Origin of the sequence: Sulfitobacter sediminis, from assembly GCF_040811725.1 — a bacterium.
GTDB classification, from domain to species: Bacteria; Pseudomonadota; Alphaproteobacteria; order Rhodobacterales; family Rhodobacteraceae; genus Sulfitobacter; species Sulfitobacter sediminis.
The window spans coordinates 63,192-84,551 of record NZ_JBFNXX010000011.1 but is presented as its reverse complement, the minus strand read 5'-3'; the positions used below and the strand labels follow the sequence as shown (position 1 = coordinate 84,551).

Sequence of the window (21,360 nt, the reverse complement as noted above, 5' to 3'; positions counted from 1 at the left end):
TGGCGGGCGAAGCCCGGAGCGATGCTCACCCCTGTAACGCCTTCACCCCGATCTCGTCCTCCGCCTGCGCCTTGATCGCCAGCGCTGCCGCATAGCTGCCCGCAGCGGTCGTGAAGTAGGGGATCTTGTCGTAGAGCGCGATGCTGCGGATCGACTTGCTGTCCTCGACCGCTTGCGCGCCTTCGGTGGTGTTCATCACCAGTTGCACGCCGCCGTCCTTCATCAGGTCGGTGACGTCGGGGCGGCCTTCGTAGACCTTGTTGACGATTTCCGCCGCGATGCCGTTTTCCACCAGCCAGGCGGCGGTGCCGCGGGTGGCGACGATGGTGAAGCCCTGACCGGTCAGGATGCGGGCGGCCTTGAGCATGTCGGCGGTCTTGTCCATGTCCTTGATGGACAGGAACGCGCAGCCTTCGGAGGGCAGCATCGTGCCCGCGCCCATCTGCGCCTTGAGGAAGGCGCGGGGGAAGTCGCGGTCCCAGCCCATGACCTCGCCGGTCGAGCGCATTTCGGGGCCGAGGAGCGTGTCGACGCCGGGGAAGCGGGCGAAGGGCATGACGGCCTCTTTGACCGAGAACCAGGGCATGTTGGGGTCGGCCAGCGTCATGGGATCGCCTAGGGGCAGGACGTCGGCGTAGGAGGTCTGCTCGGGGTAGGGTTCGCGCATGGGGAAGGCAGAGAGCTTTTCGCCGGCCATGATGCGGGCGGCGATGCTTGCGATGGCGGAGTCGGTGGCCTTGGCAACGAAGGGGACGGTGCGGGAGGCGCGGGGGTTGACCTCGATGAGGTAGACCTCGCCCTCCTTGATGGCGAACTGGATGTTCATGAGGCCGACGACGTTGAGGGCCTTTGCCAGCGCGTGGGTCTGGCGGGTGACTTCCTCGATGATATCTTCGGACAGGGAGTAGGGTGGCAGCGAGCAGGCGCTGTCGCCGGAGTGGACGCCGGCCTCTTCGATGTGCTGCATGATGCCTGCGACGTGGACGTCTGTCCCGTCGCAGAGCGCGTCGACGTCGAGTTCCACGGCGCCGGAGAGGTAGCTGTCGAGAAGCACCGGGCTGTCGCCCGAGACGACGACGGCGTCGCGGATGTAGCGTTCGAGGGAGGGGAGATCGCGGACGATTTCCATGGCGCGGCCGCCCAAGACGTAGGAGGGGCGGATCACGAGCGGGAAGCCGATGTCTTCGGCGATTTCCATGGCCTCGGCGTCGGAATGGGCGATGCCGTTCTTGGGTTGCTTGAGGCCCAGTTTCTGGACGAGTTGCTGGAAGCGTTCGCGGTCTTCGGCGAGGTCGATGGCATCAGGCGTGGTCCCGAGGATCGGGATGCCTGCGTCGTTGAGCGCATTGGCGAGTTTCAGCGGCGTCTGGCCGCCGAACTGGACGATGACGCCGTGGAGCGTGCCGTTTTCCTGCTCGACCCGCAGGATTTCCATGACGTGTTCGAAGGTCAGCGGCTCGAAATAGAGGCGGTCGGAGGTGTCGTAGTCGGTCGAGACGGTCTCGGGGTTGCAATTGACCATGATGGTCTCGTAGCCCGCGTCGGTGAGCGCGTAGCAGGCGTGGCAGCAGCAGTAGTCGAACTCGATGCCCTGGCCGATGCGGTTGGGTCCGCCGCCGAGGATGACGACCTTCTTGCGGTCCGAAGGACGCGCCTCGCATTCGACCTCGCCCATCATGGGGGCTTCGTAGGTGGAGTACATGTAGGGGGTCTGCGCCTCGAATTCGGCGGCGCAGGTGTCGATACGTTTGAAGACGGCGACAACACCGAGGTTGAGGCGGGCACGGCGGACATTGTCCTCGTCCCGGCCGGTCAGCTTGGCGAGGCGGGCGTCGGTGAAGCCCATCATCTTGAGTTGGCGGAGGCCTTTTTCGTCGAGGGGGAGGCCGTTCTTTTTCACCTCGGCCTCGGCCTCGACGATCTCGCGGATGCGGTCGAGGAACCAGGGGTCGAACATGGTGACGCCGTGGATATCGTCGTTGGACATCCCGTGACGCATCGCTTGCGCGATGGTGCGCAGACGGTCGGGGGTCTGCTTGGAGAGGGCGGCGATCAGGGCGGCCTTGTCCGGCGCGCCGGGGATGTCGATGTCGTCGAAACCCGTGAGGCCCGATTCCATGGAGGCCAGCGCCTTTTGCATGGACTCGTGGATGGTGCGGCCGATGGACATGGCCTCGCCCACGCTCTTCATGGCCGTGGTGAGGGTGGGTTCGGCGCCGGGGAATTTCTCGAAGGCGAATTTCGGGATCTTGGTGACGACATAGTCGATGGTGGGCTCGAAGCTGGCAGGCGTAACGCCGGTGATGTCGTTGTCGAGTTCGTCGAGGGTGAAGCCGACCGCCAGCTTGGCGGCGATCTTGGCGATGGGGAAGCCGGTGGCCTTGGACGCGAGTGCCGAAGAGCGGGACACGCGGGGGTTCATCTCGATCACCACCATACGGCCGTCGACGGGGTTCACCGCCCATTGCACGTTGGAGCCGCCGGTTTCCACGCCGATCTCGCGCAGCACGGCGATCGAGTGGTTGCGCATGATCTGGTATTCTTTGTCGGTCAGCGTCAGCGCCGGGGCGACGGTGATGGAATCGCCGGTATGCACGCCCATCGGGTCCACGTTTTCGATGGAACAGACGATGATGGCGTTATCGGCGGTGTCGCGCACCACCTCCATCTCGTATTCCTTCCAGCCCAGCAGCGACTCGTCGATCAGGATCTGGCCCATGGGCGAGGCGTCCATGCCGGAGCGGCAGATGCGTTCGTAGTCGTCGCGGTTATAGGCCACGCCGCCGCCTGTGCCGCCCATGGTAAAGGCGGGGCGGATGATGGCGGGCAGGCCGACTTCCTCCAGCGCCTCAAGCGCCAGTTTCACGCCTGCGGCAAGGTCCTTCTTGCCATCAGCGCGTTTGGGCGCGGTGCAGATCGTGGCGCGCGGGTTCTCGATGCCCAGCCGGTCCATCGCCTCGCGGAAGAGCTTGCGGTCCTCGGCCATTTCGATGGCGGCGCGCTTGGCGCCGATCATCTCGACGCCGAATTTGTCGAGCACGCCCATCTCTTCCAGCGCCAGCGAGGTGTTGAGACCGGTCTGCCCGCCCATGGTGGGCAAAAGCGCGTCGGGGCGTTCCTTTTCGATGATCTTGGCGACGATCTCGGGGGTGATCGGCTCGATATAGGTGGCGTCCGCGAGGCCGGGGTCTGTCATGATCGTCGCGGGGTTCGAGTTGACGAGGATGACGCGGTAGCCTTCCTCTTTCAGCGCCTTGCAGGCCTGTGCGCCGGAGTAGTCGAATTCGCAGGCCTGCCCGATGACGATGGGGCCCGCGCCGATGATCATGATCGACTGGATGTCGGTGCGCTTTGGCATGGGAGCCCCCCGGATGTCTGCAAATTGTCTGCGTTATAGGGATGGCGGCGCGGGGCGCAAGAGCCGGATTGGCGCTCTGGCGGGAAGGAGCGGGATTTATTGGGGCTCTGCCCCAAACCCCGGGACTTTATGTGGCCAGAAAGAGGGGCAAGTTGGCGCGCTGCCCTGAACGCGGCTCAGTTGCCGCCCTGCGCGTTGCCGGCGTAGAGGTAGTTCCGGGTCAGTGGCACGGTCTTGCGGTCGTGGGCCAGCTGGAAGTGGTAGACCGCCTGCATCTGGTGTTCGAAGGCGATGATGCAGACGGTGAAGTAGTACTGGAACATGCGGACGAAGCGTTCGTCGTACATCTGCTGGATGCGCTCGCGGTGGGTGTCGAAGCGGCTGCGCCAGTGGCGCAGGGTGCGGGCGTAATGCAGGCGCCAGACTTCGATGTCGGATTGCCAGAGGTTTGCCTGTTCAAGGGGGGCGGCGAGTTCGGAGAGGGAAGGCACGTAGCCGCCGGGGAAGATGTACTTGTTGATCCAGGGATCATGGGGCATGGGCGGGGCGGAGCGGCCGATGGTGTGGATGAGGGCGATGCCGTCGGGGGCGAGCAGGTCGGAGACGCGGGCGAAGTAGGTGCCGTAGTTCGGCACGCCCACGTGTTCGAGCATGCCGACGCTGACGATGCGGTCGAATTTCCCTTTTGTATGGCGGTAGTCCTGCAGCGCGAAGGTGACGCGGTCGGAGAGGCCCTCGGCCTCGGCGCGCTTTCGGGCGGTGGCGAGTTGGTTTTCCGACAGCGTGATGCCGGTCACCCGTGCGCCGAAATCGCGCGCCAGCGTGAGCGCCATACCGCCCCAGCCGCAGCCGATGTCGAGCACATGGCAGCCCGGCTCGATCCTGAGCTTGCGGCCGATATGGGCCTTCTTGGCCTCCTGCGCGGCCTCCAGCGACATGTCGGGGTCCGTGAAATAGGCGCAGGAGTACTGCATGTCGGTGTCGAGGAAGAGCCGGTAAAGGTCGTCCGAGATGTCGTAGTGATGCGCGACGTTCCGGCGCGATGTCATCGGGTTGTTGTGCTGGATGAAGTTCCGGGCGTGGTAGCGCAGCCTGTGCGCCGCGCGCAGCCAGCCGGGCAGCTGGCCGGCCTCGCGGTTCTTCAGCAGGATCACCAGCGTGTCCTCAAGCCCGCGCATGCGGAAGGTGACCGTGCCGTCCATGAAGCCTTCGCCCAGCCCCAGAGAGGGATTGAGGCAAAGCTTGCGCAGTGCGGCGTCGGTCGTGATCTCGAGCGAGGCGGTCTCGCCCGTGGTGGGGCCGTAGCTGCGCGTGTGGCCATCGGGGAAGCGGACCTGCAGCCGATCGCGTACCATCAGCTGGCTGAGGATCCTATCGAGCGGCTTGTCCCACATTGGTTTTGCGTCCGTGCTTGCACGGCGGTCGCGGAGGCGCAACCGGCGTGGCAGGTTGACGCATTAACAATCTGTTAACTACGTCTCTGCGTCAAGAAAGGCGCGCAGTGTCTCTTCGAATGGGCGGGGTTTTTCCGCGTGCAGCCAGTGGCCGGCGCCCGGAATTTTGGCAAAACGGGCGTTGGGGAAGAGGTTCTTGATCTTGTCGCGGTGTTCGGGGCGGACGTAGTCGGAGGCGCCGCCGGAGAGAAAGAGGGTGGGGCCGTCGAATGGGCCTGTGAGGTCTTCGGGCCAGCCGATGATCTTGTTCATCTCGGCTTCCAGCACGTCGAGGTTGAGCCGCCAGCGCTTGTTTGGCACGTCGAGGGATTGGGTGAAGAAGCTTTGCAGCGCCTTCTCGATGCCTGCGGCGGCGAGTTGTTCCTCGGCGTCCGAGCGGCGGGTGAGGGTGGCAAGGTCGACGGTGCGCATGGCGTCGATCATGCCTTGCTGGCTGTGGCCATAGGTGACAGGGGCTATGTCGGCGACGACGAGGCGGCGGACGAGGTCCGGCTGGGTGAGGGCGAGCGCCATTGCCGCCTTGCCGCCCATGGAATGGCCGCAGAGGTCGACGGGGGGGCCGATGTGGGCGATCAGTTCGGCGAGGTCGGCGGCCATGTCGGGGTAGCTTTGCGTCGCTTCGCGGGGGCTCTGGCCGTGGTTGCGCATGTCGGGGGTGATGACGTGGCGCGTGTCGGAGAGGCGTTTGGCGATCACGCCCCAGTTGCGGCCCGAGCCGTAAAGGCCGTGGACGATCACGAGGGGCGGGTAGGCGCGGTTGTCGGTGCCGTATTCGAGGATGTTCAGCATGGCACAGGCCTAGCGCCATTGCGGGGCGGGGGCCAGTGGGTTTAGAAGGTCGGCCATGGTTCAGATGCCCGACATAGAGAGCAAGGTGGCCGCCGTTCAGGACCTGCTGAGCGAGAAATTCGGCGTCCGAAAGCGGCCCCTGCCCAAGATGTTGCAGCGCACCGGGCGGCGCCTGCCGCGGCGGATGCACGCGCGGGCGCAGGTTCTGGTCGAGGCGCAGCGGCTTTCGGCGAACCCCAAGCTGGCGCAGATGGTGGATCAGGCGGGTGTTGCGCGGGCCTTTGACGATCTGACGGCGCATCTTGACGCGATCGACGTGGCGGACCGGCGCAAGGGGGCGATCCTGAGCGTCGCGGCGGCGGTGGCGTTCAACATCCTGGTGGTCGCGGGCGGGTTTATCTTCTGGCTTTGGTGGGCGGGCTACGTCTGAGGCTCAGCTTTCGCCCGAATATTGAGCATCGCTGACTGGTTCCAGCCAATCCGCCGTGATGCCGTCCTTTTCCTGTTGCAGCGCGATGTGGGTCATAGCGCAATCGGAGGCGGCGCCATGCCAGTGTTTTTCGCCCGGGGGGAAGGTGATGACGTCGCCGGGGAAGATTTTCTGGATGGGCTCGCCCTCTTTCTGGGCAAGGCCCGCGCCCGCGGTGACGATCAGGGTCTGACCAAGCGGATGGGTGTGCCAGTTGGTGCGCGCGCCGGGCTCGAAAGTGACGGCGATGCCGCGCAGGTCGGTGAACTCGGGCGCGCCGACAAGCGGGTCCATGCGGACGGTGCCGGTGAAATAATCAGGGCTGGGACGGGTCGAGGGGCGGGAACCTGCGCGGTGGATGATCATAATCTTGCCTTCTGCCAGTGGGTTGGGGAACGCGGGGTTGAAATGAGCGTTCAGCGTACAACACTTGAGACAAACAGAAAGAGGAAGATGAGATGAGCAATACGGCGTTGGTCACGGGTGCCTCGGCGGGGATCGGGCAGGAATTCGCGCGCTATCACGCGGAGAAGGGCGGCGATCTGATCATCACCGCGCGGCGCGAGGAGGCGCTGAATGCGCTGAAGGCGGAGTTGGAGAAGGAGCACGGGGTCAAGGTCCATGTCTTTGCGCAGAATCTTGCATCGGCGGAACATGCGCAGGCGCTTTATGACAGGATCAGGAAGGCCGGGCTGTCTGTGGACGTGCTGATCAACAACGCGGGCTTTGGGGGACAGGGCAAGCATATCGAGCGGCCGCTGGAGGATGAGCTGGCGATGATCGACCTCAATGTCTCGGCGCTGGTGACGCTGACGCATCTGGTGGCGCGGGACATGGTGGACGCGGGCGACGGGAAGATCCTGAACGTCGCCTCGACGGCGGGCTTCATGCCGGGGCCGAACCAGGCGGTCTATTTCGCAACGAAGGCTTTTGTGAAGTCCTATTCGGATGCTTTGGCGCAGGAGTTGGATGGAACGGGGGTGAGTGTCACGGTGCTGGCCCCCGGATATGTCGAGACGGAATTCGCGGACCGCAGCGGGCGGACGGGCACGAAACTGGTTTCTGGCGGTGGCAAGACGGCGCGGTCAGTGGCCAAGCACGGCTATGACGCGATGCGCCGAAAGGAACTGGTGACGGTGAATGAGCCGCTCTTGGGGTTCATGGTGAACTGGGTCGTTCCGCTCTTGCCGCGCAAGATGATGCTTAAGATGATCGAGCGGATGCAGGCGAAGTAAGGGTTGCGGCAGTGCCCGCACACTAAGATGCCCGGTTGCCTGAACGGGTCAGGGCAGTACCACCCCTTCCTTTTCGCCGTGGTTGGTCTTCTTGTCGTAGGCGTCCTGCTTGTCCTGGCTGGCTGAAAACAGGTCGTACATCTTGCCGCCTACGTCCTCTTTGGGAAACGGGTCTTCCTTGACCATGGATTTCTTGAAGGCCTTGGCATCATCCTCGAAGATCTTGTGGTGCTTGGCCTCGTGCTTGCGCAGGGCGGCCAGCATCGCGGTCCAGTGTTTCTTTTCATCCCCCTTGAGCTTGCTCGCACCGTTCCATGTCGGGATCGTGATGGTGGGTTTGGCGGTGACGATGATTTCGTAGGTGTTGCCGTCGTTGTCGTGTTTCTCGGTGTAGTCGGGGTTGGCCTTGTAGCAGGCGGCGAAGGGCTTGGAGAGCAGGAAATCGCGTGCCTCGTCGTAGGTCTTGCCCTTGACGGCGTAGGGGATTTCCCGGGGCGACGGAATTCTGAGCGTGACTTTCATGGGACCCTCCCGGCAGGGAATGTGCCAAGAGAGTAGCATGAAAGGGGCTTACGGACTACCGGGTCGGCGCTCAGGCGCGCATGCGTGGGACGTCGTTCGGATCCAGCAGCAGTTCGATCAGCGTGGGGCCTTTGCGGTCTTTGAGGGCGGCAACGGCGGATTCCAGTTCCTCCATGGAGCTTGCCACGTGACCCTGCCCACCGAGGGACGTCGCAATGTCGGCGAAGCTGGGCCATTGGAATTCGGAGAGCCCTGGGTCCATCTTGCGGTCGAGGAACTGGATGTGCTCGGCCCCGTAGGCTGAATCGTTGGCGATGATGACGATGAGGTCGAGGCCGAGGCGGACGGCGGTGTTGAATTCGTTGATGCCGCCCATCATGAAGCCACCGTCGCCGGAGAAGAGCACAACCGGCTGATCCGGGCGGGCGATGCCTGCGCCGATGGCTTCCTGAAGGCCGAGGCCGATAGAGCCAAAGCTGACCGTGGCGACGAAGCTTTGCGGGTCGGGAACCGAGAGGCGGCACCAGACCTCGGTCATGAAGCGGCCGCCGTCGGTGACGAGGATGCGGTCCTTGGGCAGCGCTGTTTCGAGATATTCCAGGGCGCGGACGTAGTTCACGCGGCCCTCGGCGGTCTTGTCGGCAGGCAGGGGGTGAGCGGTGAGCGCGGCGATGTCGAGATCGCGGGTGACGCCGCTGGGGGGCACCTCGGCCTCGTCCAGCCAGTAGAGGATCGTTTTTGCCGTCAGCCCCGCGTCGGCGATCAGCGCCGCATCGGGGTGCAGGCCGCCGCCGATGGCGGTGGGTTCGGTGTCGATCTGGATGATCCGCTTGCCCTTCATCAGCTTGCCGCGGTCAGTGGTGAAATCATGCAGGCGGGTGCCAAAGCAGAGGATGCAGTCGGATTTGTCGATCAGCTCATAGGCGGCAGGGGTCGAGAGGGTGCCGAAGATGTCGATGTTGTTGGGGTGATCGTTAAAGAGCCCCTTGGCCATGAGGGTAGTGGCAAGCGGGGCTTCCATCCGGTCAGCAAGTGCGATGATCTCGTCCCGCGCCCTGATCGCGCCGCCCCCGGCGAGGATCAGGGGCCGCCGGGCCGAGGCGATCATGCCGATGGCCTGATCGAGGCTGTCGCCCTCGGCCACGCCGCCGGGGGTGGAGAAGACGCTGAGCACCTTGGGCTCGAACGCCGCCTGCTGCCACATGTAATCGGCGGGCATGTTCAGGACGATGGGCCGCCGTTCGACCTGCGCGCGGTAGAAGGCGCGGGCGACGTCCATGGCGGCGGTGTCGGGGGTGCGCAGTTGTTCAAAGCCCGCGCCGGTGGTCTTGACCAGTTCGCGCTGGTCAATGCTTTGCAAATGGCGGGGGTTGTCGGCGGGGGTGTCGCCCGCGAGCAGAACGATGGGAAGCTTGGCGCGCGCGCCTTCGGTCAGCGCGGTGATGCAGTTGGTCAGTGCGGGGCCATGGGTGACGGTGGCCACGCCGACCTTGCCGCTGGTGCGGGTAAAGGCCAGCGCCATGAGCACCGCACCGCCCTCGTAGGCGGCGGGAATGAAGCGGCCCGCGCAGTCGCGCACGAAGCTGTCGACCATGAAGAGATTGGCGTCGCCCATGAGGCCAAACATCGTGTCGACGTTATGCGCCGCAACGGCACGGGCGAGGGATTGGTAGACGTAGGGGGTGTGGGGCATGGGGCGGCTCTTATCGCTGGATTCTGGCCGACATTATCCACCCGACGACGCGCAAGGGGCGCATCGTTTCTACGGGAATTGCGATTTTTTGCGTTCGGTACGCGTTGACAGGGAAAAACCTGCGGGAAAACCGCACGTCTTTGCGCTGCTGGCAAAGCATAAGGCCCCGCGCATCGCTGCCGGGGCCTCTGCGTGATCCTGTGGAGGGGATCAGAGGTTCGGGTAGATCGGGAATTTCTTGCACATGGCTTCGACCTCGGCCTTCACCTTGGCTTCGACCTCGGCATTGCCGTCCTCGCCATTGGCGGCAAGGCCGTCGACCACTTCGATGATCCAGTCGGCGATCTGGCGGAACTCGGGCTCGCCGAAGCCGCGCGTCGTGCCTGCGGGCGAGCCGAGGCGGATGCCGGAGGTGATCGTCGGCTTTTCGGGGTCGAAGGGCACGCCGTTCTTGTTGCAGGTGATATGGGCGCGGCCCAGGGCCTTTTCAGTGGCGTTGCCTTTCACGCCCTTGGGGCGCAGGTCGACGAGCACAACGTGGGTGTCGGTGCCGTGGGTCACCGTGTCGAGACCGCCCTTGATCAGCTGATCCGACAGCGCCTGCGCGTTCTTGACCACGTTCTGGATGTAGGTCTTGAACTCGGGCTGGAGCGCCTCGCGGAAGGCGACGGCCTTGGCCGCGATCACGTGCATCAGGGGGCCGCCCTGGATGCCGGGGAAAATGGCGGAGTTGAACTTCTTGGCCAGATCCTCGTCATTGGTGAGGATCATGCCGCCGCGCGGGCCGCGCAAGGTTTTGTGCGTCGTGGTCGTCGCCACATGGGCGTGCGGGAAGGGCGAGGGGTGTTCGCCCGCGGCCACGAGGCCTGCGAAATGGGCCATGTCCACGTGCAGGTAGGCGCCGACCATATCCGCGATCTCGCGCATGCGCTTGAAGTCGATCTGGCGCGGCACGGCGGAGCCGCCTGCGATGATCAGCTTGGGATTGTGTTCCTTGGCGAGAGCCTCGACCTGGTCGTAATCGAGCAGGTTGTCCTGCTTGCGCACGCCGTACTGGATGGCGTTGAACCACTTGCCCGACTGGTTGGGCTTGGCCCCGTGCGTGAGGTGGCCACCGGCGTCGAGCGACATGCCGAGGATCGTGTCGCCCGGTTGCAGGAGTGCGGTGAACACGCCCTGGTTGGCCTGTGAGCCGGAGTTCGGCTGCACGTTGGCAAAGCCGCAGTCGAAAAGCTTGCAGGCGCGTTCGATGGCGAGGTTCTCGGCCACGTCTACCCATTCGCAGCCACCGTAATAGCGGCGGCCCGGATAACCTTCGGCGTATTTGTTCGTCATCACCGAACCTTGCGCCTCGAGCACGGCGGCGGAGACGATGTTCTCGGAGGCGATCAGTTCGATCTCGTCGCGCTGGCGGCCCAGTTCGCCCTCGATGGCACCCATGATTTCGGGGTCGGTTTCGGCAAGCGCGGTGGTGAAAAAATCTCTCATGGTGCGATTCCTCTGTGGAAGCGGGGTTGTTGCTACCTAACGGAAAGGCGTCCACGCGGGAAGGCGCGAAAGCGACGCAGCCAAAGATATTGGCGGCAGCGCTGGCGGCATCGGAATTAATGTGCTTGTCTGGCGGCATATTGCGGCCCATCGGAAACTCATGCCCTCAAAGATGAAAATCGCCTTCGTGGCCAGCCGGGCCACCGTCGCGCAGACCGCGCGTGCCGCGCTGATCGGGCGCTACGGGAATGTGCCGGTGGAAGAGGCGGAGGTGATCGTCGCGCTGGGCGGTGACGGGTTCATGCTGCAGACGCTGCACGAGACGCAACATTTGCCTGCGCCGGTTTACGGGATGAACCGAGGGACCATCGGTTTTTTGATGAACACCTACAGCGAGAGCAACCTTCTGGAGCGGCTGGAGGCGGCGGAGCGCGAGGTGATCAATCCGCTCAGGATGCGGGCGACCCACGTGGACGGGAGCGTATCGGAGGCTTTGGCGATCAACGAGGTGTCGCTCTTGCGCGCAGGGCCGCAGGCGGCGAAGTTGCAGATCACCGTGGACGGGCGGCTGCGCATGCAGGAGCTTGTCTGCGACGGGGCGCTGGTGTCGACGCCTGCGGGGTCGACCGCCTACAACTATTCCGCCCACGGGCCGATCCTGCCCATCGGGGCGGATGTGCTGGCGCTGACCGCGATGGCGGCCTTCCGGCCCCGGCGCTGGCGCGGGGCGCTCTTGCCGAAGTCGGCCAAGGTGCGGTTCGACGTGCTGGAGCAGGACAAGCGGCCGGTGATGGCGGATGCGGATGGCACCAGCTATCGCGACGTGGTGACGGTGGAGATCATGTCGGAGCCGTCGATCGAACACGCGATCCTCTTCGATTCGGGGCACGGTTTGGAAGAGCGGCTGATCTCGGAGCAGTTTACCTGAGGCGTTTGCTCTTCCGGCCAAGGGCGCGAGGCCGCAGGTCAATTTCTTGCCCGATTCAAGGTGTATCCCACCCGCGATTGGATCGGCAGGAGCGCGTCGGAATGGATAAACCTGATCTCGAATGGGTCGGATGGGCGATGGTCGTCTCCGTCTGGGGCGGGATCGGTTGGCACCTCTGGAGCCGCCACGTGCGCGACAAGGCGCTGCAGAAGACGCGAACGCCGCGGGGGGTGCCGGTCTATACCTGGAAGACCCCCTTCGGTGTCGTCAAGACCGCGCGGGCGCATCCCGGTTTGCAGGATGGGCGCGGGGATGGCGGGTTTGCGGGTGGCGACTGGGGGGATTGCGGCGACGGCGGTGATTAGGGGGTAGGATGGGTGCTTGCACCCATCATTTCGGGGTTTTGTGGGTGATGGGTGCAAGCACCCATCCTACGAGGTGCCGATGTATTTCTTTGCGATTTTGGTGGCCTTCGCCGCATCCATCACCGGCGGGAAGAGCGTGAGCACGTCGCCTGCGCTGTCCAGCAGATAGATGAAGGAGCCGTGGCTGTAGACCGGGCCGTAGGCCGGGTCTTCGTATGCAAGGCTGTGGTCGACCGAGAAGGCCGCGTAGGCGGTGGCAAGCGCCTCCGGCGCGCCGGTGAGCCCCACGAAACGCGCATGGTGGTTGGCTAGGGGCGCACCTATAGTCTCGACGGTGTCGCGGGCGGGATCGACGGTGATCATCACCGGGCGCAGCGCGATGCCGTCGCGGGCGAGCATGTCAGTGACATCGGCCATGAGCGGCAGGGCGGCGGTGCAGATGCCGGGGCAATTGGCGTAGCCGAAGAACAGCAGTTGCGGATGGCCGTCCGGGTCGGCCTCGGTCCGGGTCTGACCGTGCTGGTCGGTCAGCGCAAAGGGGCCGCCGACGTCGAAGGGCAGCGGCGATTGCGCCATGGCCGGTGCCGCGACCAGCAGTGCGAGCAGTGCCTGCCGGATCATTCGAAGTAATATTCGATGAAGGCCTTGTCGATCTCCTGCCCGAGGCCGAGATAGCCGTGTTTCTCGATCTCGCCCAGCACGCGCGGGTCGCGGCGGAACCACGGGCCCTTGCCGCCCGCATCGGGGTTGTTTTTGGCCCAGACCTTGGTGAATTCGCTGGCCTTGACCCAGTCGCCATCGCCCACTTTCACCCGCTGGACGAGATAGATGTTGTTGATCGGGAAATCCTCGTCGTTGATCATCAGACCGTCGACGGTCACGTCCTGGCCGCAGTAGGGCAAGAGGTCCACCACCGCGCCGGTAAAGGCGGGCTGGTTGTTCTTGAGCACCATGGTCATCACCCCGTCAGCGGCGCGCAACAGGCCCAGCTGGCGGTCGCCATCGCCGCAGTTGGCGGGGCAGTCGCCGGTGATCTCGCACATGACGTCGACGACTTTCGCGTCAAAAAGCGCGGGCTGTTCGGCGTAGAGGTTCCACGTCTTGGCCTCCGAGCCTTCCGAGAAGTCCTGCGCGGCGAGGGGTGTCGCCAGCAGGGCGAGGGCGGCGGAAATCAGGCGCTTCATTCTTTCGGCTCCGGAATGGCGAAGGGGGGTACGACGTCGTAATCCTCGTGCGTGTGGTTCTCGATGCCCTTGTCCTCGAGAATGGTCTCGACGACGATGTAGTTGATACCGTCACGCTCGTAGGCCATGCCATCGGCGGTGATCGTATGGGAGGCGAGTGTCAGCGCGGTGTCGCCGCCCGTGGCGTTGTCCTGCGGCCCAAGCTTGAGCACCATGCAGACGGTTCCGTCCTCGGTCAGCAGGCCGATGGGAATGCCGTCCGCCGCGCACCAGAGCGCGCAGGTGTGGTGGGCCGAGCCGACGACGGCATCGGGGCCGCCCATGACGCCGGAGTAGTAGCACCAGGTGTCGATCATCTCTCCGGTGACGGTGATCCGCTCGCCCTCGGCGGCGAGAGCGGGGGCAGCGAGGAGCCCCGTAAATCCGGTTAAAAGTGCGCGAATTGATCCCCCATAGGTTGTTACGGTCACGGTAGGTCGCGGGTTTCGACTCAGGCAAGTCACAATTGCGCGAAACCGCGTGAGGGCGGTTTGCCGCCGGAAAAGTTGGAACAATCAGGCCCTCTCCTTTGTTGAGGAGCTAAGAAGGGCGGCCACCGGGCCGCATTACAGAGAACAAAGGAGCGCCACAATGAATTGGGACGAGATCAAAGGTAACTGGAAGCAGATGACCGGCCAGATCAAGGAAGAATGGGGCAAGCTGACCGATGACGAGGTGCAGCAGGCCGAAGGCAACCGTGACCAGCTGGTCGGCAAGATCCAGGAGAAATACGGCATCGCGAAGGATGAGGCTGAAAAGCAGGTCGACAACTTCCTTGCCAAGCACTGACGATTATCGCCAACACGACAGAAAAGCGGCCCCGCGCGGGGCCGCTTTTTGTTTCGGGAGATATGTCCTGCCGATCGGTGACTGGCGCTTTTTTGACAGCGTCCCGATGGCAATGACTTTGTCCTAGTCCAGGGTAAAGAGCTCCTGGCGGTCTTTCACGCCGCGCAGCCGGTAGGCACCGAGCGAGACGAGATCGGGACGGCTGTCGAGCAGGGGCCGTGCCACGGCGGAGGAGATCACGATGTCCTGCCCCACCGGCCCCGACATGCCGAGGATGCGGGCAGTGGTGTTCACGGCGGGGCCGATCACGGTAAAATCGAGCCGGGTTTTGCCCCCGATATTGCCGTAAAGCACGTCGCCCGCATGCAGCCCGAGGGTGAAGCCGGTGGTCGGATGACCCCCTTTCTCGCGGGTGCGGTTCATCTCGGCAAAGGCCTCGCGCAGGGCGCAGGCGGCCTCGATCGCTTTCAGGCGCGCTTCGGGGACGTCCTTGAGATCGAAGATCGCGAGCATCCCGTCGCCCATGAATTTCAGGACGTTGCCGCCGTATTCTTCGACAACGTCGACGGCGAGGGCGAAGTAGTCATTCAGAAGACCGATGATCGCCTCGGCGCCGAGCGTCTCGGAAAGCGAGGTGAAGCCGCGCAGGTCGAAGTACCAGATCACCGCCGATATCGTCTCGGACGAGCCTCGCATGATGTCGCCGGACAGGACGCGGCGGCTGGCGTCCGTTCCGAGATAGGCGGCGGTAATGTCCTCGGCCATCTTGCGGTTCGCGCCGCTTTTGAGCGTGAGGCTGATCGGGGCCAACAGCGCGCGCAGACCGTCAAGCTGTGCCTCGGTGAAACCGCCGGGGACGTCGGTCACCATGGAGATGGTCATGCCTTCCTCAAGCGCGAAGGGGTCGGAGGGCCGATCCTGGTTCTTGTGTAAAAAGAAGCGCTTGGCGGCGTAGTAGTCGGTTGCGCCGCGCTCTCGCAATTCCTCGAAAATGGGGAAGTCCAGCTCGGGATCGGGCACATCGAGCCGTTGACGAAGTTCCGAGGAATGCGACATCATCAGGTGATAGAGCGGGCTGCGCCTGTATTCTTCGACCACATCGTTGCTGTCGACGCTGCGCCTGTATTCGAATTGCTCGCTTTCCTGGTCGCGGTGCCAACGAAAGGCCACGGCACCGATTTCGGGATGGTGGGCGCGAGTGCTGAGATTGACGCGGGTGATCGGGATGCCGGCATCGTTGATGCGGTGGCACATCTGTTCAAGCCAGGCGTCGATGGGCGTGTTCTCAAGCCCCTGCTGGATCAGCCAGCCGGTGAGGTCCGACAGGGCCGCGGTCATCTCAAACTTGCCGAGTGTCGGCGCGGCCATGTCGGGCTCCTCTATCTCAGCGGCAGCTAGCCCTTAGCATAGCCGATTCCCTGCAGGGCTGTCTTGATTTCGTCGAGGATCGCCGGATCGTCGATGGTCGCGGGCATCTTGAAGGGCTCGTTATCGGCGATTTTCACCATGGTCGCGCGCAGGATCTTGCCCGACCGCGTCTTGGGCAGACGGTCCACCACAACGGCGTTCTTGAAGGCCGCCACGGGGCCGATCTGGTCGCGGATGCGCTGGACACATTCCTTTGTGATCTCGTCATGCGGGCGGTTGACGCCTTTCGAAAGGCACACGAAACCGATGGGCGACTGGCCCTTGAGCTGGTCCGAGACGCCGATCACCGCGCATTCGGCCACATCCGGGTGACCGGCAAGCACTTCTTCCATGGCCCCCGTGGACAGGCGGTGCCCCGCGACGTTGATGACGTCATCGGTGCGCGCCATGATATAAAGGTATCCGTCCTCGTCCATCATGCCCGCGTCGCCTGTCTCGTAGCAGCCGGGGAAGGTGGTGAGGTACGACTTGATAAACCGGTCCGTGGCGTTCCAGAGCGTCGGCAGCGTGCCGGGGGGCAGGGGCAGTTTGACCGCGATAGCACCCAGTTCGCCAGGTTTCTGCGGATGGCCTGCCTCGTCGAGGATTTGCACGTCATAGCCCGGCATCGCCACGGTGGGCGAGCCGATCTTCACGGGCAACGCCTCGAGCCCTGCGGGGTTGCCCGCGATGGTCCAGCCGGTTTCGGTCTGCCACCAGTGGTCGTAGACGGGTTTGCCCAGCTTTTCCTGCGCCCATTCGATGGTGTCGGGATCGGCGCGTTCGCCCGCAAGATAAAGCGCGCGCAGGCACGACAGGTCGTATTTCTTGATGAATTCGCCCTTGGGGTCCTCGCGTTTCACCGCCCGGATCGCGGTCGGCGCGGTGAAGAAGCTTCGTACGTTGTGCTCTTCGATCACGCGCCAGAAGGTGCCGGCGTCGGGCGTGCCGATGGGTTTGCCCTCGAAGACGATGGTGGTGTTGCCGTGTATGAGCGGCCCGTAGCAGATGTAGGAGTGCCCCACGACCCAGCCGACGTCGGACGCGGCCCAGAACACGTCGCCGGGGTCGACGTTGTAGATGTTCTTCATCGTCCAGTTCAGCGCCACCAGATGCCCCCCGGTGGGACGCACGACGCCCTTGGGTGCGCCGGTAGTGCCGGAGGTGTAGAGGATATAGGCGGGCCAGTTGCCTTCGACGGGCACGTAGGGCGCAGGCAGGGCAGCCTTGACAATGGCCTCCCAGTCCAGATCGCGCCCCTCGACCATGTCGCAACGGTGCTGCTCGCGCTGGAAGACAACGCAGAAATCGGGCTTGTGGCTGGCCTGTTCGATGGCCCCGTCGAGGAGCGGCTTGTATTCCACCGTCCGGCCCGGCTCCAGCCCGCAGGAGGCGGCGATGATGGCGCGCGGCTTGCAATCGTCGATGCGCACCGCAAGCTCGTTCGCGGCGAAGCCGCCAAAGACGACGGAATGGATGGCGCCAAGGCGTGCGCAGGCCAGCATGGCGACCAGCGCCTCGGGGATCATCGGCATGTAGATGATCACGGTGACACCCTTGCGGATGCCACGTTCGGCCAGCGCACCGGCAAGGAAGGCCACGCGCTGCTGAAGTTCGGCATAGGTGATCTTTTGCTGCGTGCCGGTGATCGGGCTGTCGTGGATGATCGCGACCTGATCACCCCGGCCCTGTTCAACGTGCCGGTCCACGGCGTTGTAGCAGGTGTTGACCATCCCATCCTCGAACCACTCATAAAGGTTGTCGCCATGGTCAGTCAGCGCCTTGGTGGGAGGCACCTGCCAGTCGATGGCCTTGGCCTGCTCAAGCCAGAAGGCTTCCGGATCCTGTTTCCAGCTCTCGTATACGTCGCGATATCCCATGAAATCCTCCCTCTACTTGTTCTTTTGTTAGGCAGCGGGCCGCGCCGGGGCAAGCCCGCATGCGGCCCCCAGGGCTGGCCCAGATACAAAGTTTGCAGGATTTACCGCCTGGCGGTGGAAAAGTTTACAAAAAGCATTTGGCGACTCATCTGTTCAAATCGCTCAAAGGTGCTATGTCGTGCCGCAACTGCCACACCAGCCGGAGTGTTTCTCGCCATGCGCACCCCGACCGTCCTTGCCCTTGCCTTCACGACCGCGCTGGCCGCGACACTTCCCGCCACGGCGCAGGAACGGTCCCTGAACTTCTCCCTGCGCGGCGGCGTGGCGGCGGTACCATCCTATCCGGGCGCGGACGATTACGAGGCTGCCCCCGATATCGGCTTTACCTTCGGCGCGCTCAAATGGGGCGGTCGCAGCTATGGCAACGGCATCGGCAATATCCCGGACAACGGTCTCGCATTCCGGGGCGCGTTCAAGTTCATCGGGGAACGGGACGACGACGATTATCCCGAACTTGCCGGTCTTGAGGATATCGACCCGGCGGTCGAACTGGGTTTTGGCCTGATCTACCGCGAAACCAACTGGCAGGCCTTCGGCGAGGTGCGCCGTGGCTTTGGCGGGCACGAGGGTGTCACCGGCACGCTGGGCGCGGACCTGATCTTTCGCCCGACCGACCGCTGGACGATCACTGCAGGCCCGCGTGTGAATCTTGGCAATACGGAATATGCCTCGACCTATTTCGGCGTGAGTGCGGCGGAGGCTGCTGCGTCGAGCTTTGGCGCATTTGAGGCCGATGGCGGCGTGCTGGGGGCGGGCTTCGAGGTCGAAGGCATCTACCGGCTGAACGATCTCTGGGCCGTGGAAAGCACGCTGAGCTACGAAAGGCTGCAAAACAGCGCGGCGGACAGCCCGATCACCCAGGCGGGATCGGAAGATCAGTGGCGGATTTCCATCGGTCTGAGCCGCGCTTTCACTCTGAATTTCTGAACGGGCGGCGCAAATCGGCACAATTCGTGTCGCAAATCTGCCGCCCCGTCGAATCTGTATCAGCGCCCCGGCCGGAACCCTGCGAAAAGTAGAACGAGGCCGGGCATTCCGCCCCGCCAGTCCTGACAAGGTTCACGACAATGGGTGACAAGCTCGCCAACAAGAAGAAAAAAGCAAAACGCTCCGCAAAGGTGTCGCTGAAGGCACCGATGGCGGTGGCCGAGATCCAGCCGACGCAACCGAGGGCGCCGCGCAAGTAAGCGTCCGGCAATTCGGGATCACGCCGCTCCGCAGGTCACGGGGCGGCGTTCTCGTTTCTAGCCGTAATGCGCCACGGGCGTGCCCGCGATGGCGCCGACGTTCAGCAGCCCGCGCGCGGTGATCGAGGGCGACACGATATGCGCGCGGTTGCCCATGCCCATGAGGATCGGTCCGACCTCGAGGCCGCCACCCTTCATCTTGAGAATGTTCCGCACGCCCGAGGCCGCGTCGGCATGGGCAAAGATCAGCACATTCGCGGCCCCCTGCATCCGGTTGCCGGGCAGCAGCCTTTCGCGCAGGTCGTGGTCGAGCGCGGTGTCAATGTTCATCTCGCCCTCGTAGCAGAAGTCGACCTCCTGGTCGTCCAGCAGCCGGATCGCGGCGCGCAACCGGCCGCCGGTGCCCTCGCCCTGGTTGCCGAACTGCGATTGCGAGCAGAAGGCGATCTTGGGCTCGATCCCGAAGCGGCGGACGTGCCGCGCGGCACCGCGCGCGATCTCGGCGATCTGCTCGGGGTTCGGGTGCAGATGCACCTGCGTGTCGGCGATGAAAAGCGGCCCGTCCTCGAGGATCATCAGCGACAGCGCGCCATGCGGGCGGAAGCCGTCGCGGCCCAGCACCTGCGTGACGTAATTCAGGTGCCAGCCAAACTCGCCGAAGGTGCCGCAGATCAGGCTGTCGGCCTCGCCCCGGTGGACCATGACGGCACCAATGGCGGTGGTATTCGTGCGCATGACCGCCTTGGCGATGTCCGGCGATACGCCGCGTCGGCACATCAGCTTGTGATAGGTTTCCCAGTAGTCGCGGTAACGGGGGTCGTTCTCGGGGTTCACCAGATCGACGTTGTCGCCCAGCCGCAGGTTCAGCCCCGCGCTTTCGATGCGGCGCTGGATCACCTCGGGACGGCCGATAAGGATCGGACTTTCGACCGTTTCCTCGATGATCGCCTGTGCCGCGCGCAGCACGCGCTCGTCCTCGCCCTCGGCAAAGACGAGGCGGCGGGGGGAGGCGCGGGCGGCTTCAAACACCGGGCGCATCAGAAGGGCGGATTTGAAGACCGAACCGTCGAGCTTGCGCTTGTAGGCGACAAGGTCATCGAGGGGGCGGGTGGCCACGCCGGTTTCCATCGCGGCCTTGGCCACGGCAGAGGAGACGACGCCGATGAGGCGTGGATCGAAGGGTTTGGGGATCAGGTAGTCGGGGCCGAAATTCATCTGCTCGCCCTGGTAGGCCGCGGCGGCCTCGGCGCTGGTGGTGGCGCGGGCCAGGGCGGCGATACCGTCGATGCAGGCCAGCTGCATCTCGTCGTTGATCGTCGTGGCACCGACGTCCAGCGCACCCCGGAAGATGAAGGGAAAGCACAGGACGTTGTTGACCTGGTTCGGGAAATCGCTGCGGCCGGTGGCGATGATCGCGTCGGGGGCCACGGCGCGGGCGAGGTCGGGCAGGATTTCGGGTGTCGGGTTGGCGAGCGCAAAGATGATCGGGCGCTTGGCCATCTTGCCCACCATCTCGGGCGTCAGCACGCCGGGGCCGGAGAGGCCGAGAAAGAGGTCGGCATCGGGGATCACATCGTCGAGTGTGCGCAGGTCGGTTTTTTGGGCGTATTCCGATTTGATCGGGTTCATGTCCACTTCGCGGCCCTCGTAGACGAGGCCATGGATGTCGCAAAGCCAGACGTTCTCGCGCTTCACCCCCAGCTTCAGCAGCATGTTGAGGCAGGCGATACCGGCGGCACCGCCCCCCGTGGAGACGATCTTGATGTCCTCGAAATTCTTGCCGCTCACGTGCAGCGCGTTCTTGACGGCGGCACCGACGACAATGGCGGTGCCATGCTGGTCGTCGTGGAAAACGGGTATGTTCATCCGCTCGCGGCAAAGTCGTTCAACGACAAAACAATCCGGCGCCTTGATGTCCTCAAGGTTGATCGCACCAAAGGTAGGACCCAGCGCGCAGACGATATCGGCCAGCTTTTCGGGGTCGGATTCGTCGACTTCAATGTCGAAACAGTCGATGTTGGCGAATTTCTTGAAAAGCACCGCCTTGCCTTCCATCACCGGTTTGGACGCCAGCGCGCCGATATTGCCAAGCCCCAGCACCGCCGTACCGTTGCTGACCACACCCACAAGGTTGCCTCGCGTGGTATAGGTGGCTGCGGTAGCGGGGTCGGCCTTAATCTCAAGGCAGGCCTCGGCCACACCGGGGGAATAGGCGCGGGCAAGGTCGCGGCCGTTCGCCATGGGCTTGGTTGCCCTGATCTCGAGCTTTCCGGGCTTTGGAAACGCGTGATAATCGAGCGCGGCCTGACGCAGATTAGGCGTGTCGGACATGGTGTGGCACCTCCCCTGAAAATGTAGTTTAGCGTTAAACTACTTCCTATTCCCGCGCCATGCCCCTTGTCGCATCGCCTCCCCGACTGCGACGGCGGGCGCGTTCGCGCAGGTTAGGGCCAAACGCGGCGAAGGGGAAGAAGGGGCGTTTTTGACCCTCGATTCCGTTCCGGCCATTTCCT

At 64.1% G+C, this 21,360-nt stretch carries 20 protein-coding genes; 7 read left to right on the top strand and 13 right to left on the bottom strand.

The window, feature by feature from the left end:
- Positions 1–25: 25 nt before the first annotated feature.
- The 3 genes from carB to AB2B41_RS14840 all read right to left on the bottom strand — a co-directional run bounded on the left by carB (position 26) and on the right by AB2B41_RS14840 (position 5,601).
- Positions 26–3,358: a carbamoyl-phosphate synthase large subunit gene (carB, locus tag AB2B41_RS14850; protein ID WP_367878595.1), complete on the bottom strand. Its 3,333-nt coding sequence runs from the start codon at positions 3,356–3,358 to the stop codon at positions 26–28.
- 176 nt (positions 3,359–3,534) lie between these two features.
- Entirely contained in the window at positions 3,535–4,713 is a 1,179-nt protein-coding gene (locus AB2B41_RS14845) for a class I SAM-dependent methyltransferase (RefSeq protein WP_367878594.1), read from the bottom strand.
- Between the two features lie 117 nt (positions 4,714–4,830).
- The gene (locus tag AB2B41_RS14840; protein ID WP_367878593.1) at positions 4,831–5,601 is read right to left on the bottom strand and encodes an alpha/beta fold hydrolase; all 771 of its coding nucleotides are present in this window, start codon (positions 5,599–5,601) and stop codon (positions 4,831–4,833) included.
- Positions 5,602–5,656: 55 nt separating this feature from the next.
- Here AB2B41_RS14840 and AB2B41_RS14835 point away from each other — a divergent pair, with 55 nt between their 5' ends.
- Positions 5,657–6,031 carry a hypothetical protein gene (locus tag AB2B41_RS14835; RefSeq protein ID WP_367878592.1) on the top strand — a complete coding sequence of 125 codons (375 nt, stop codon included), beginning with the start codon at positions 5,657–5,659 and terminating at the stop codon, positions 6,029–6,031.
- Between the two features lie 3 nt (positions 6,032–6,034).
- Here the strand turns inward: AB2B41_RS14835 and AB2B41_RS14830 are convergent, their stop codons facing one another.
- Positions 6,035–6,436 (bottom strand): (R)-mandelonitrile lyase, encoded by a 402-nt coding sequence (locus AB2B41_RS14830; RefSeq protein WP_367878591.1) that lies wholly within the window; start codon positions 6,434–6,436, stop codon positions 6,035–6,037.
- A 92-nt stretch (positions 6,437–6,528) separates the two neighbouring features.
- Here AB2B41_RS14830 and AB2B41_RS14825 point away from each other — a divergent pair, with 92 nt between their 5' ends.
- Positions 6,529–7,305: an SDR family NAD(P)-dependent oxidoreductase gene (locus AB2B41_RS14825; protein WP_367878590.1), complete on the top strand. Its 777-nt coding sequence runs from the start codon at positions 6,529–6,531 to the stop codon at positions 7,303–7,305.
- Between the two features lie 48 nt (positions 7,306–7,353).
- On the opposite strand, the gene AB2B41_RS14820 is transcribed toward AB2B41_RS14825, so the two are convergent.
- The 3 genes from AB2B41_RS14820 to glyA form a co-directional block, all read right to left on the bottom strand.
- Positions 7,354–7,827 carry a DUF922 domain-containing protein gene (locus AB2B41_RS14820; RefSeq protein ID WP_367878589.1) on the bottom strand — a complete coding sequence of 158 codons (474 nt, stop codon included), beginning with the start codon at positions 7,825–7,827 and terminating at the stop codon, positions 7,354–7,356.
- Between the two features lie 70 nt (positions 7,828–7,897).
- On the bottom strand, positions 7,898–9,520 hold the full coding sequence (locus AB2B41_RS14815; RefSeq protein WP_367878588.1) for a thiamine pyrophosphate-binding protein: 1,623 nt from the start codon (positions 9,518–9,520) through the stop codon (positions 7,898–7,900).
- 210 nt (positions 9,521–9,730) lie between these two features.
- Complete coding sequence (glyA, locus tag AB2B41_RS14810; protein ID WP_367878587.1) at positions 9,731–11,008, bottom strand: serine hydroxymethyltransferase; 1,278 nt, start codon at positions 11,006–11,008, stop codon at positions 9,731–9,733.
- A 172-nt stretch (positions 11,009–11,180) separates the two neighbouring features.
- Between glyA and AB2B41_RS14805 the strand changes: the two genes are divergently transcribed.
- Together AB2B41_RS14805 and AB2B41_RS14800 are read left to right on the top strand one after the other, a co-directional pair.
- A complete protein-coding gene (locus AB2B41_RS14805) occupies positions 11,181–11,936 on the top strand; it encodes an NAD kinase (RefSeq protein WP_367878586.1) in 756 nt (251 codons plus the stop codon).
- Between the two features lie 101 nt (positions 11,937–12,037).
- Positions 12,038–12,301, top strand: coding sequence for a hypothetical protein (locus AB2B41_RS14800; RefSeq protein WP_367878585.1), 264 nt, complete (start codon positions 12,038–12,040; stop codon positions 12,299–12,301).
- 66 nt (positions 12,302–12,367) lie between these two features.
- Here the strand turns inward: AB2B41_RS14800 and AB2B41_RS14795 are convergent, their stop codons facing one another.
- The 3 genes from AB2B41_RS14795 to AB2B41_RS14785 are packed head-to-tail and all read right to left on the bottom strand — an operon-like array spanning position 12,368 to position 13,955.
- On the bottom strand, positions 12,368–12,922 hold the full coding sequence (locus tag AB2B41_RS14795) for an SCO family protein (RefSeq protein WP_367878584.1): 555 nt from the start codon (positions 12,920–12,922) through the stop codon (positions 12,368–12,370).
- A complete protein-coding gene (locus AB2B41_RS14790) occupies positions 12,919–13,485 on the bottom strand; it encodes a hypothetical protein (RefSeq protein ID WP_367878583.1) in 567 nt (188 codons plus the stop codon). The genes AB2B41_RS14795 and AB2B41_RS14790 overlap by 4 nt, the downstream gene beginning before the upstream one ends.
- Positions 13,482–13,955: a hypothetical protein gene (locus AB2B41_RS14785; protein ID WP_367878582.1), complete on the bottom strand. Its 474-nt coding sequence runs from the start codon at positions 13,953–13,955 to the stop codon at positions 13,482–13,484. Before AB2B41_RS14785 ends, AB2B41_RS14790 begins: the two co-directional genes overlap by 4 nt.
- Before the next feature lie 160 nt (positions 13,956–14,115).
- On the opposite strand from AB2B41_RS14785, the gene AB2B41_RS14780 reads away from it, so the two are divergent.
- The gene (locus tag AB2B41_RS14780; protein WP_367878581.1) at positions 14,116–14,313 is read left to right on the top strand and encodes a CsbD family protein; all 198 of its coding nucleotides are present in this window, start codon (positions 14,116–14,118) and stop codon (positions 14,311–14,313) included.
- Positions 14,314–14,436: 123 nt separating this feature from the next.
- Here AB2B41_RS14780 and AB2B41_RS14775 read toward each other — a convergent pair whose 3' ends face one another.
- Positions 14,437–15,681 (bottom strand): adenylate/guanylate cyclase domain-containing protein, encoded by a 1,245-nt coding sequence (locus tag AB2B41_RS14775; RefSeq protein ID WP_367878580.1) that lies wholly within the window; start codon positions 15,679–15,681, stop codon positions 14,437–14,439.
- Between the two features lie 26 nt (positions 15,682–15,707).
- Complete coding sequence (locus AB2B41_RS14770; RefSeq protein ID WP_367878579.1) at positions 15,708–17,600, bottom strand: propionyl-CoA synthetase; 1,893 nt, start codon at positions 17,598–17,600, stop codon at positions 15,708–15,710.
- Between the two features lie 216 nt (positions 17,601–17,816).
- Here AB2B41_RS14770 and AB2B41_RS14765 point away from each other — a divergent pair, with 216 nt between their 5' ends.
- Both AB2B41_RS14765 and AB2B41_RS14760 read left to right on the top strand, forming a co-directional pair.
- A complete protein-coding gene (locus tag AB2B41_RS14765) occupies positions 17,817–18,587 on the top strand; it encodes a MipA/OmpV family protein (RefSeq protein ID WP_367878578.1) in 771 nt (256 codons plus the stop codon).
- Between the two features lie 140 nt (positions 18,588–18,727).
- A complete protein-coding gene (locus AB2B41_RS14760) occupies positions 18,728–18,847 on the top strand; it encodes a malic enzyme (protein WP_367878577.1) in 120 nt (39 codons plus the stop codon).
- Positions 18,848–18,904: 57 nt separating this feature from the next.
- On the opposite strand, the gene AB2B41_RS14755 is transcribed toward AB2B41_RS14760, so the two are convergent.
- Positions 18,905–21,178 (bottom strand): NADP-dependent malic enzyme, encoded by a 2,274-nt coding sequence (locus AB2B41_RS14755; protein WP_367878576.1) that lies wholly within the window; start codon positions 21,176–21,178, stop codon positions 18,905–18,907.
- Between the last annotated feature and the right edge of the window lie 182 nt (positions 21,179–21,360).

What these genes read in the sequence shown, in the direction of transcription:
- carB (WP_367878595.1), bottom strand. Translation starts at nt 3,358, where the DNA reads ATGCCAAAGCGCACCGACATCCAGTCGATCATGATCATCGGCGCGGGC.
- AB2B41_RS14845 (WP_367878594.1), bottom strand. Translation starts at nt 4,713, where the DNA reads ATGGTACGCGATCGGCTGCAGGTCCGCTTCCCCGATGGCCACACGCGC.
- AB2B41_RS14840 (WP_367878593.1), bottom strand. Translation starts at nt 5,601, where the DNA reads ATGCTGAACATCCTCGAATACGGCACCGACAACCGCGCCTACCCGCCC.
- AB2B41_RS14835 (WP_367878592.1), top strand. Translation starts at nt 5,657, where the DNA reads ATGGTTCAGATGCCCGACATAGAGAGCAAGGTGGCCGCCGTTCAGGAC.
- AB2B41_RS14830 (WP_367878591.1), bottom strand. Translation starts at nt 6,436, where the DNA reads ATGATCATCCACCGCGCAGGTTCCCGCCCCTCGACCCGTCCCAGCCCT.
- AB2B41_RS14825 (WP_367878590.1), top strand. Translation starts at nt 6,529, where the DNA reads ATGAGCAATACGGCGTTGGTCACGGGTGCCTCGGCGGGGATCGGGCAG.
- AB2B41_RS14820 (WP_367878589.1), bottom strand. Translation starts at nt 7,827, where the DNA reads ATGAAAGTCACGCTCAGAATTCCGTCGCCCCGGGAAATCCCCTACGCC.
- AB2B41_RS14815 (WP_367878588.1), bottom strand. Translation starts at nt 9,520, where the DNA reads ATGCCCCACACCCCCTACGTCTACCAATCCCTCGCCCGTGCCGTTGCG.
- glyA (WP_367878587.1), bottom strand. Translation starts at nt 11,008, where the DNA reads ATGAGAGATTTTTTCACCACCGCGCTTGCCGAAACCGACCCCGAAATC.
- AB2B41_RS14805 (WP_367878586.1), top strand. Translation starts at nt 11,181, where the DNA reads ATGAAAATCGCCTTCGTGGCCAGCCGGGCCACCGTCGCGCAGACCGCG.
- AB2B41_RS14800 (WP_367878585.1), top strand. Translation starts at nt 12,038, where the DNA reads ATGGATAAACCTGATCTCGAATGGGTCGGATGGGCGATGGTCGTCTCC.
- AB2B41_RS14795 (WP_367878584.1), bottom strand. Translation starts at nt 12,922, where the DNA reads ATGATCCGGCAGGCACTGCTCGCACTGCTGGTCGCGGCACCGGCCATG.
- AB2B41_RS14790 (WP_367878583.1), bottom strand. Translation starts at nt 13,485, where the DNA reads ATGAAGCGCCTGATTTCCGCCGCCCTCGCCCTGCTGGCGACACCCCTC.
- AB2B41_RS14780 (WP_367878581.1), top strand. Translation starts at nt 14,116, where the DNA reads ATGAATTGGGACGAGATCAAAGGTAACTGGAAGCAGATGACCGGCCAG.
- AB2B41_RS14775 (WP_367878580.1), bottom strand. Translation starts at nt 15,681, where the DNA reads ATGGCCGCGCCGACACTCGGCAAGTTTGAGATGACCGCGGCCCTGTCG.
- AB2B41_RS14770 (WP_367878579.1), bottom strand. Translation starts at nt 17,600, where the DNA reads ATGGGATATCGCGACGTATACGAGAGCTGGAAACAGGATCCGGAAGCC.
- AB2B41_RS14765 (WP_367878578.1), top strand. Translation starts at nt 17,817, where the DNA reads ATGCGCACCCCGACCGTCCTTGCCCTTGCCTTCACGACCGCGCTGGCC.
- AB2B41_RS14760 (WP_367878577.1), top strand. Translation starts at nt 18,728, where the DNA reads ATGGGTGACAAGCTCGCCAACAAGAAGAAAAAAGCAAAACGCTCCGCA.
- AB2B41_RS14755 (WP_367878576.1), bottom strand. Translation starts at nt 21,178, where the DNA reads ATGTCCGACACGCCTAATCTGCGTCAGGCCGCGCTCGATTATCACGCG.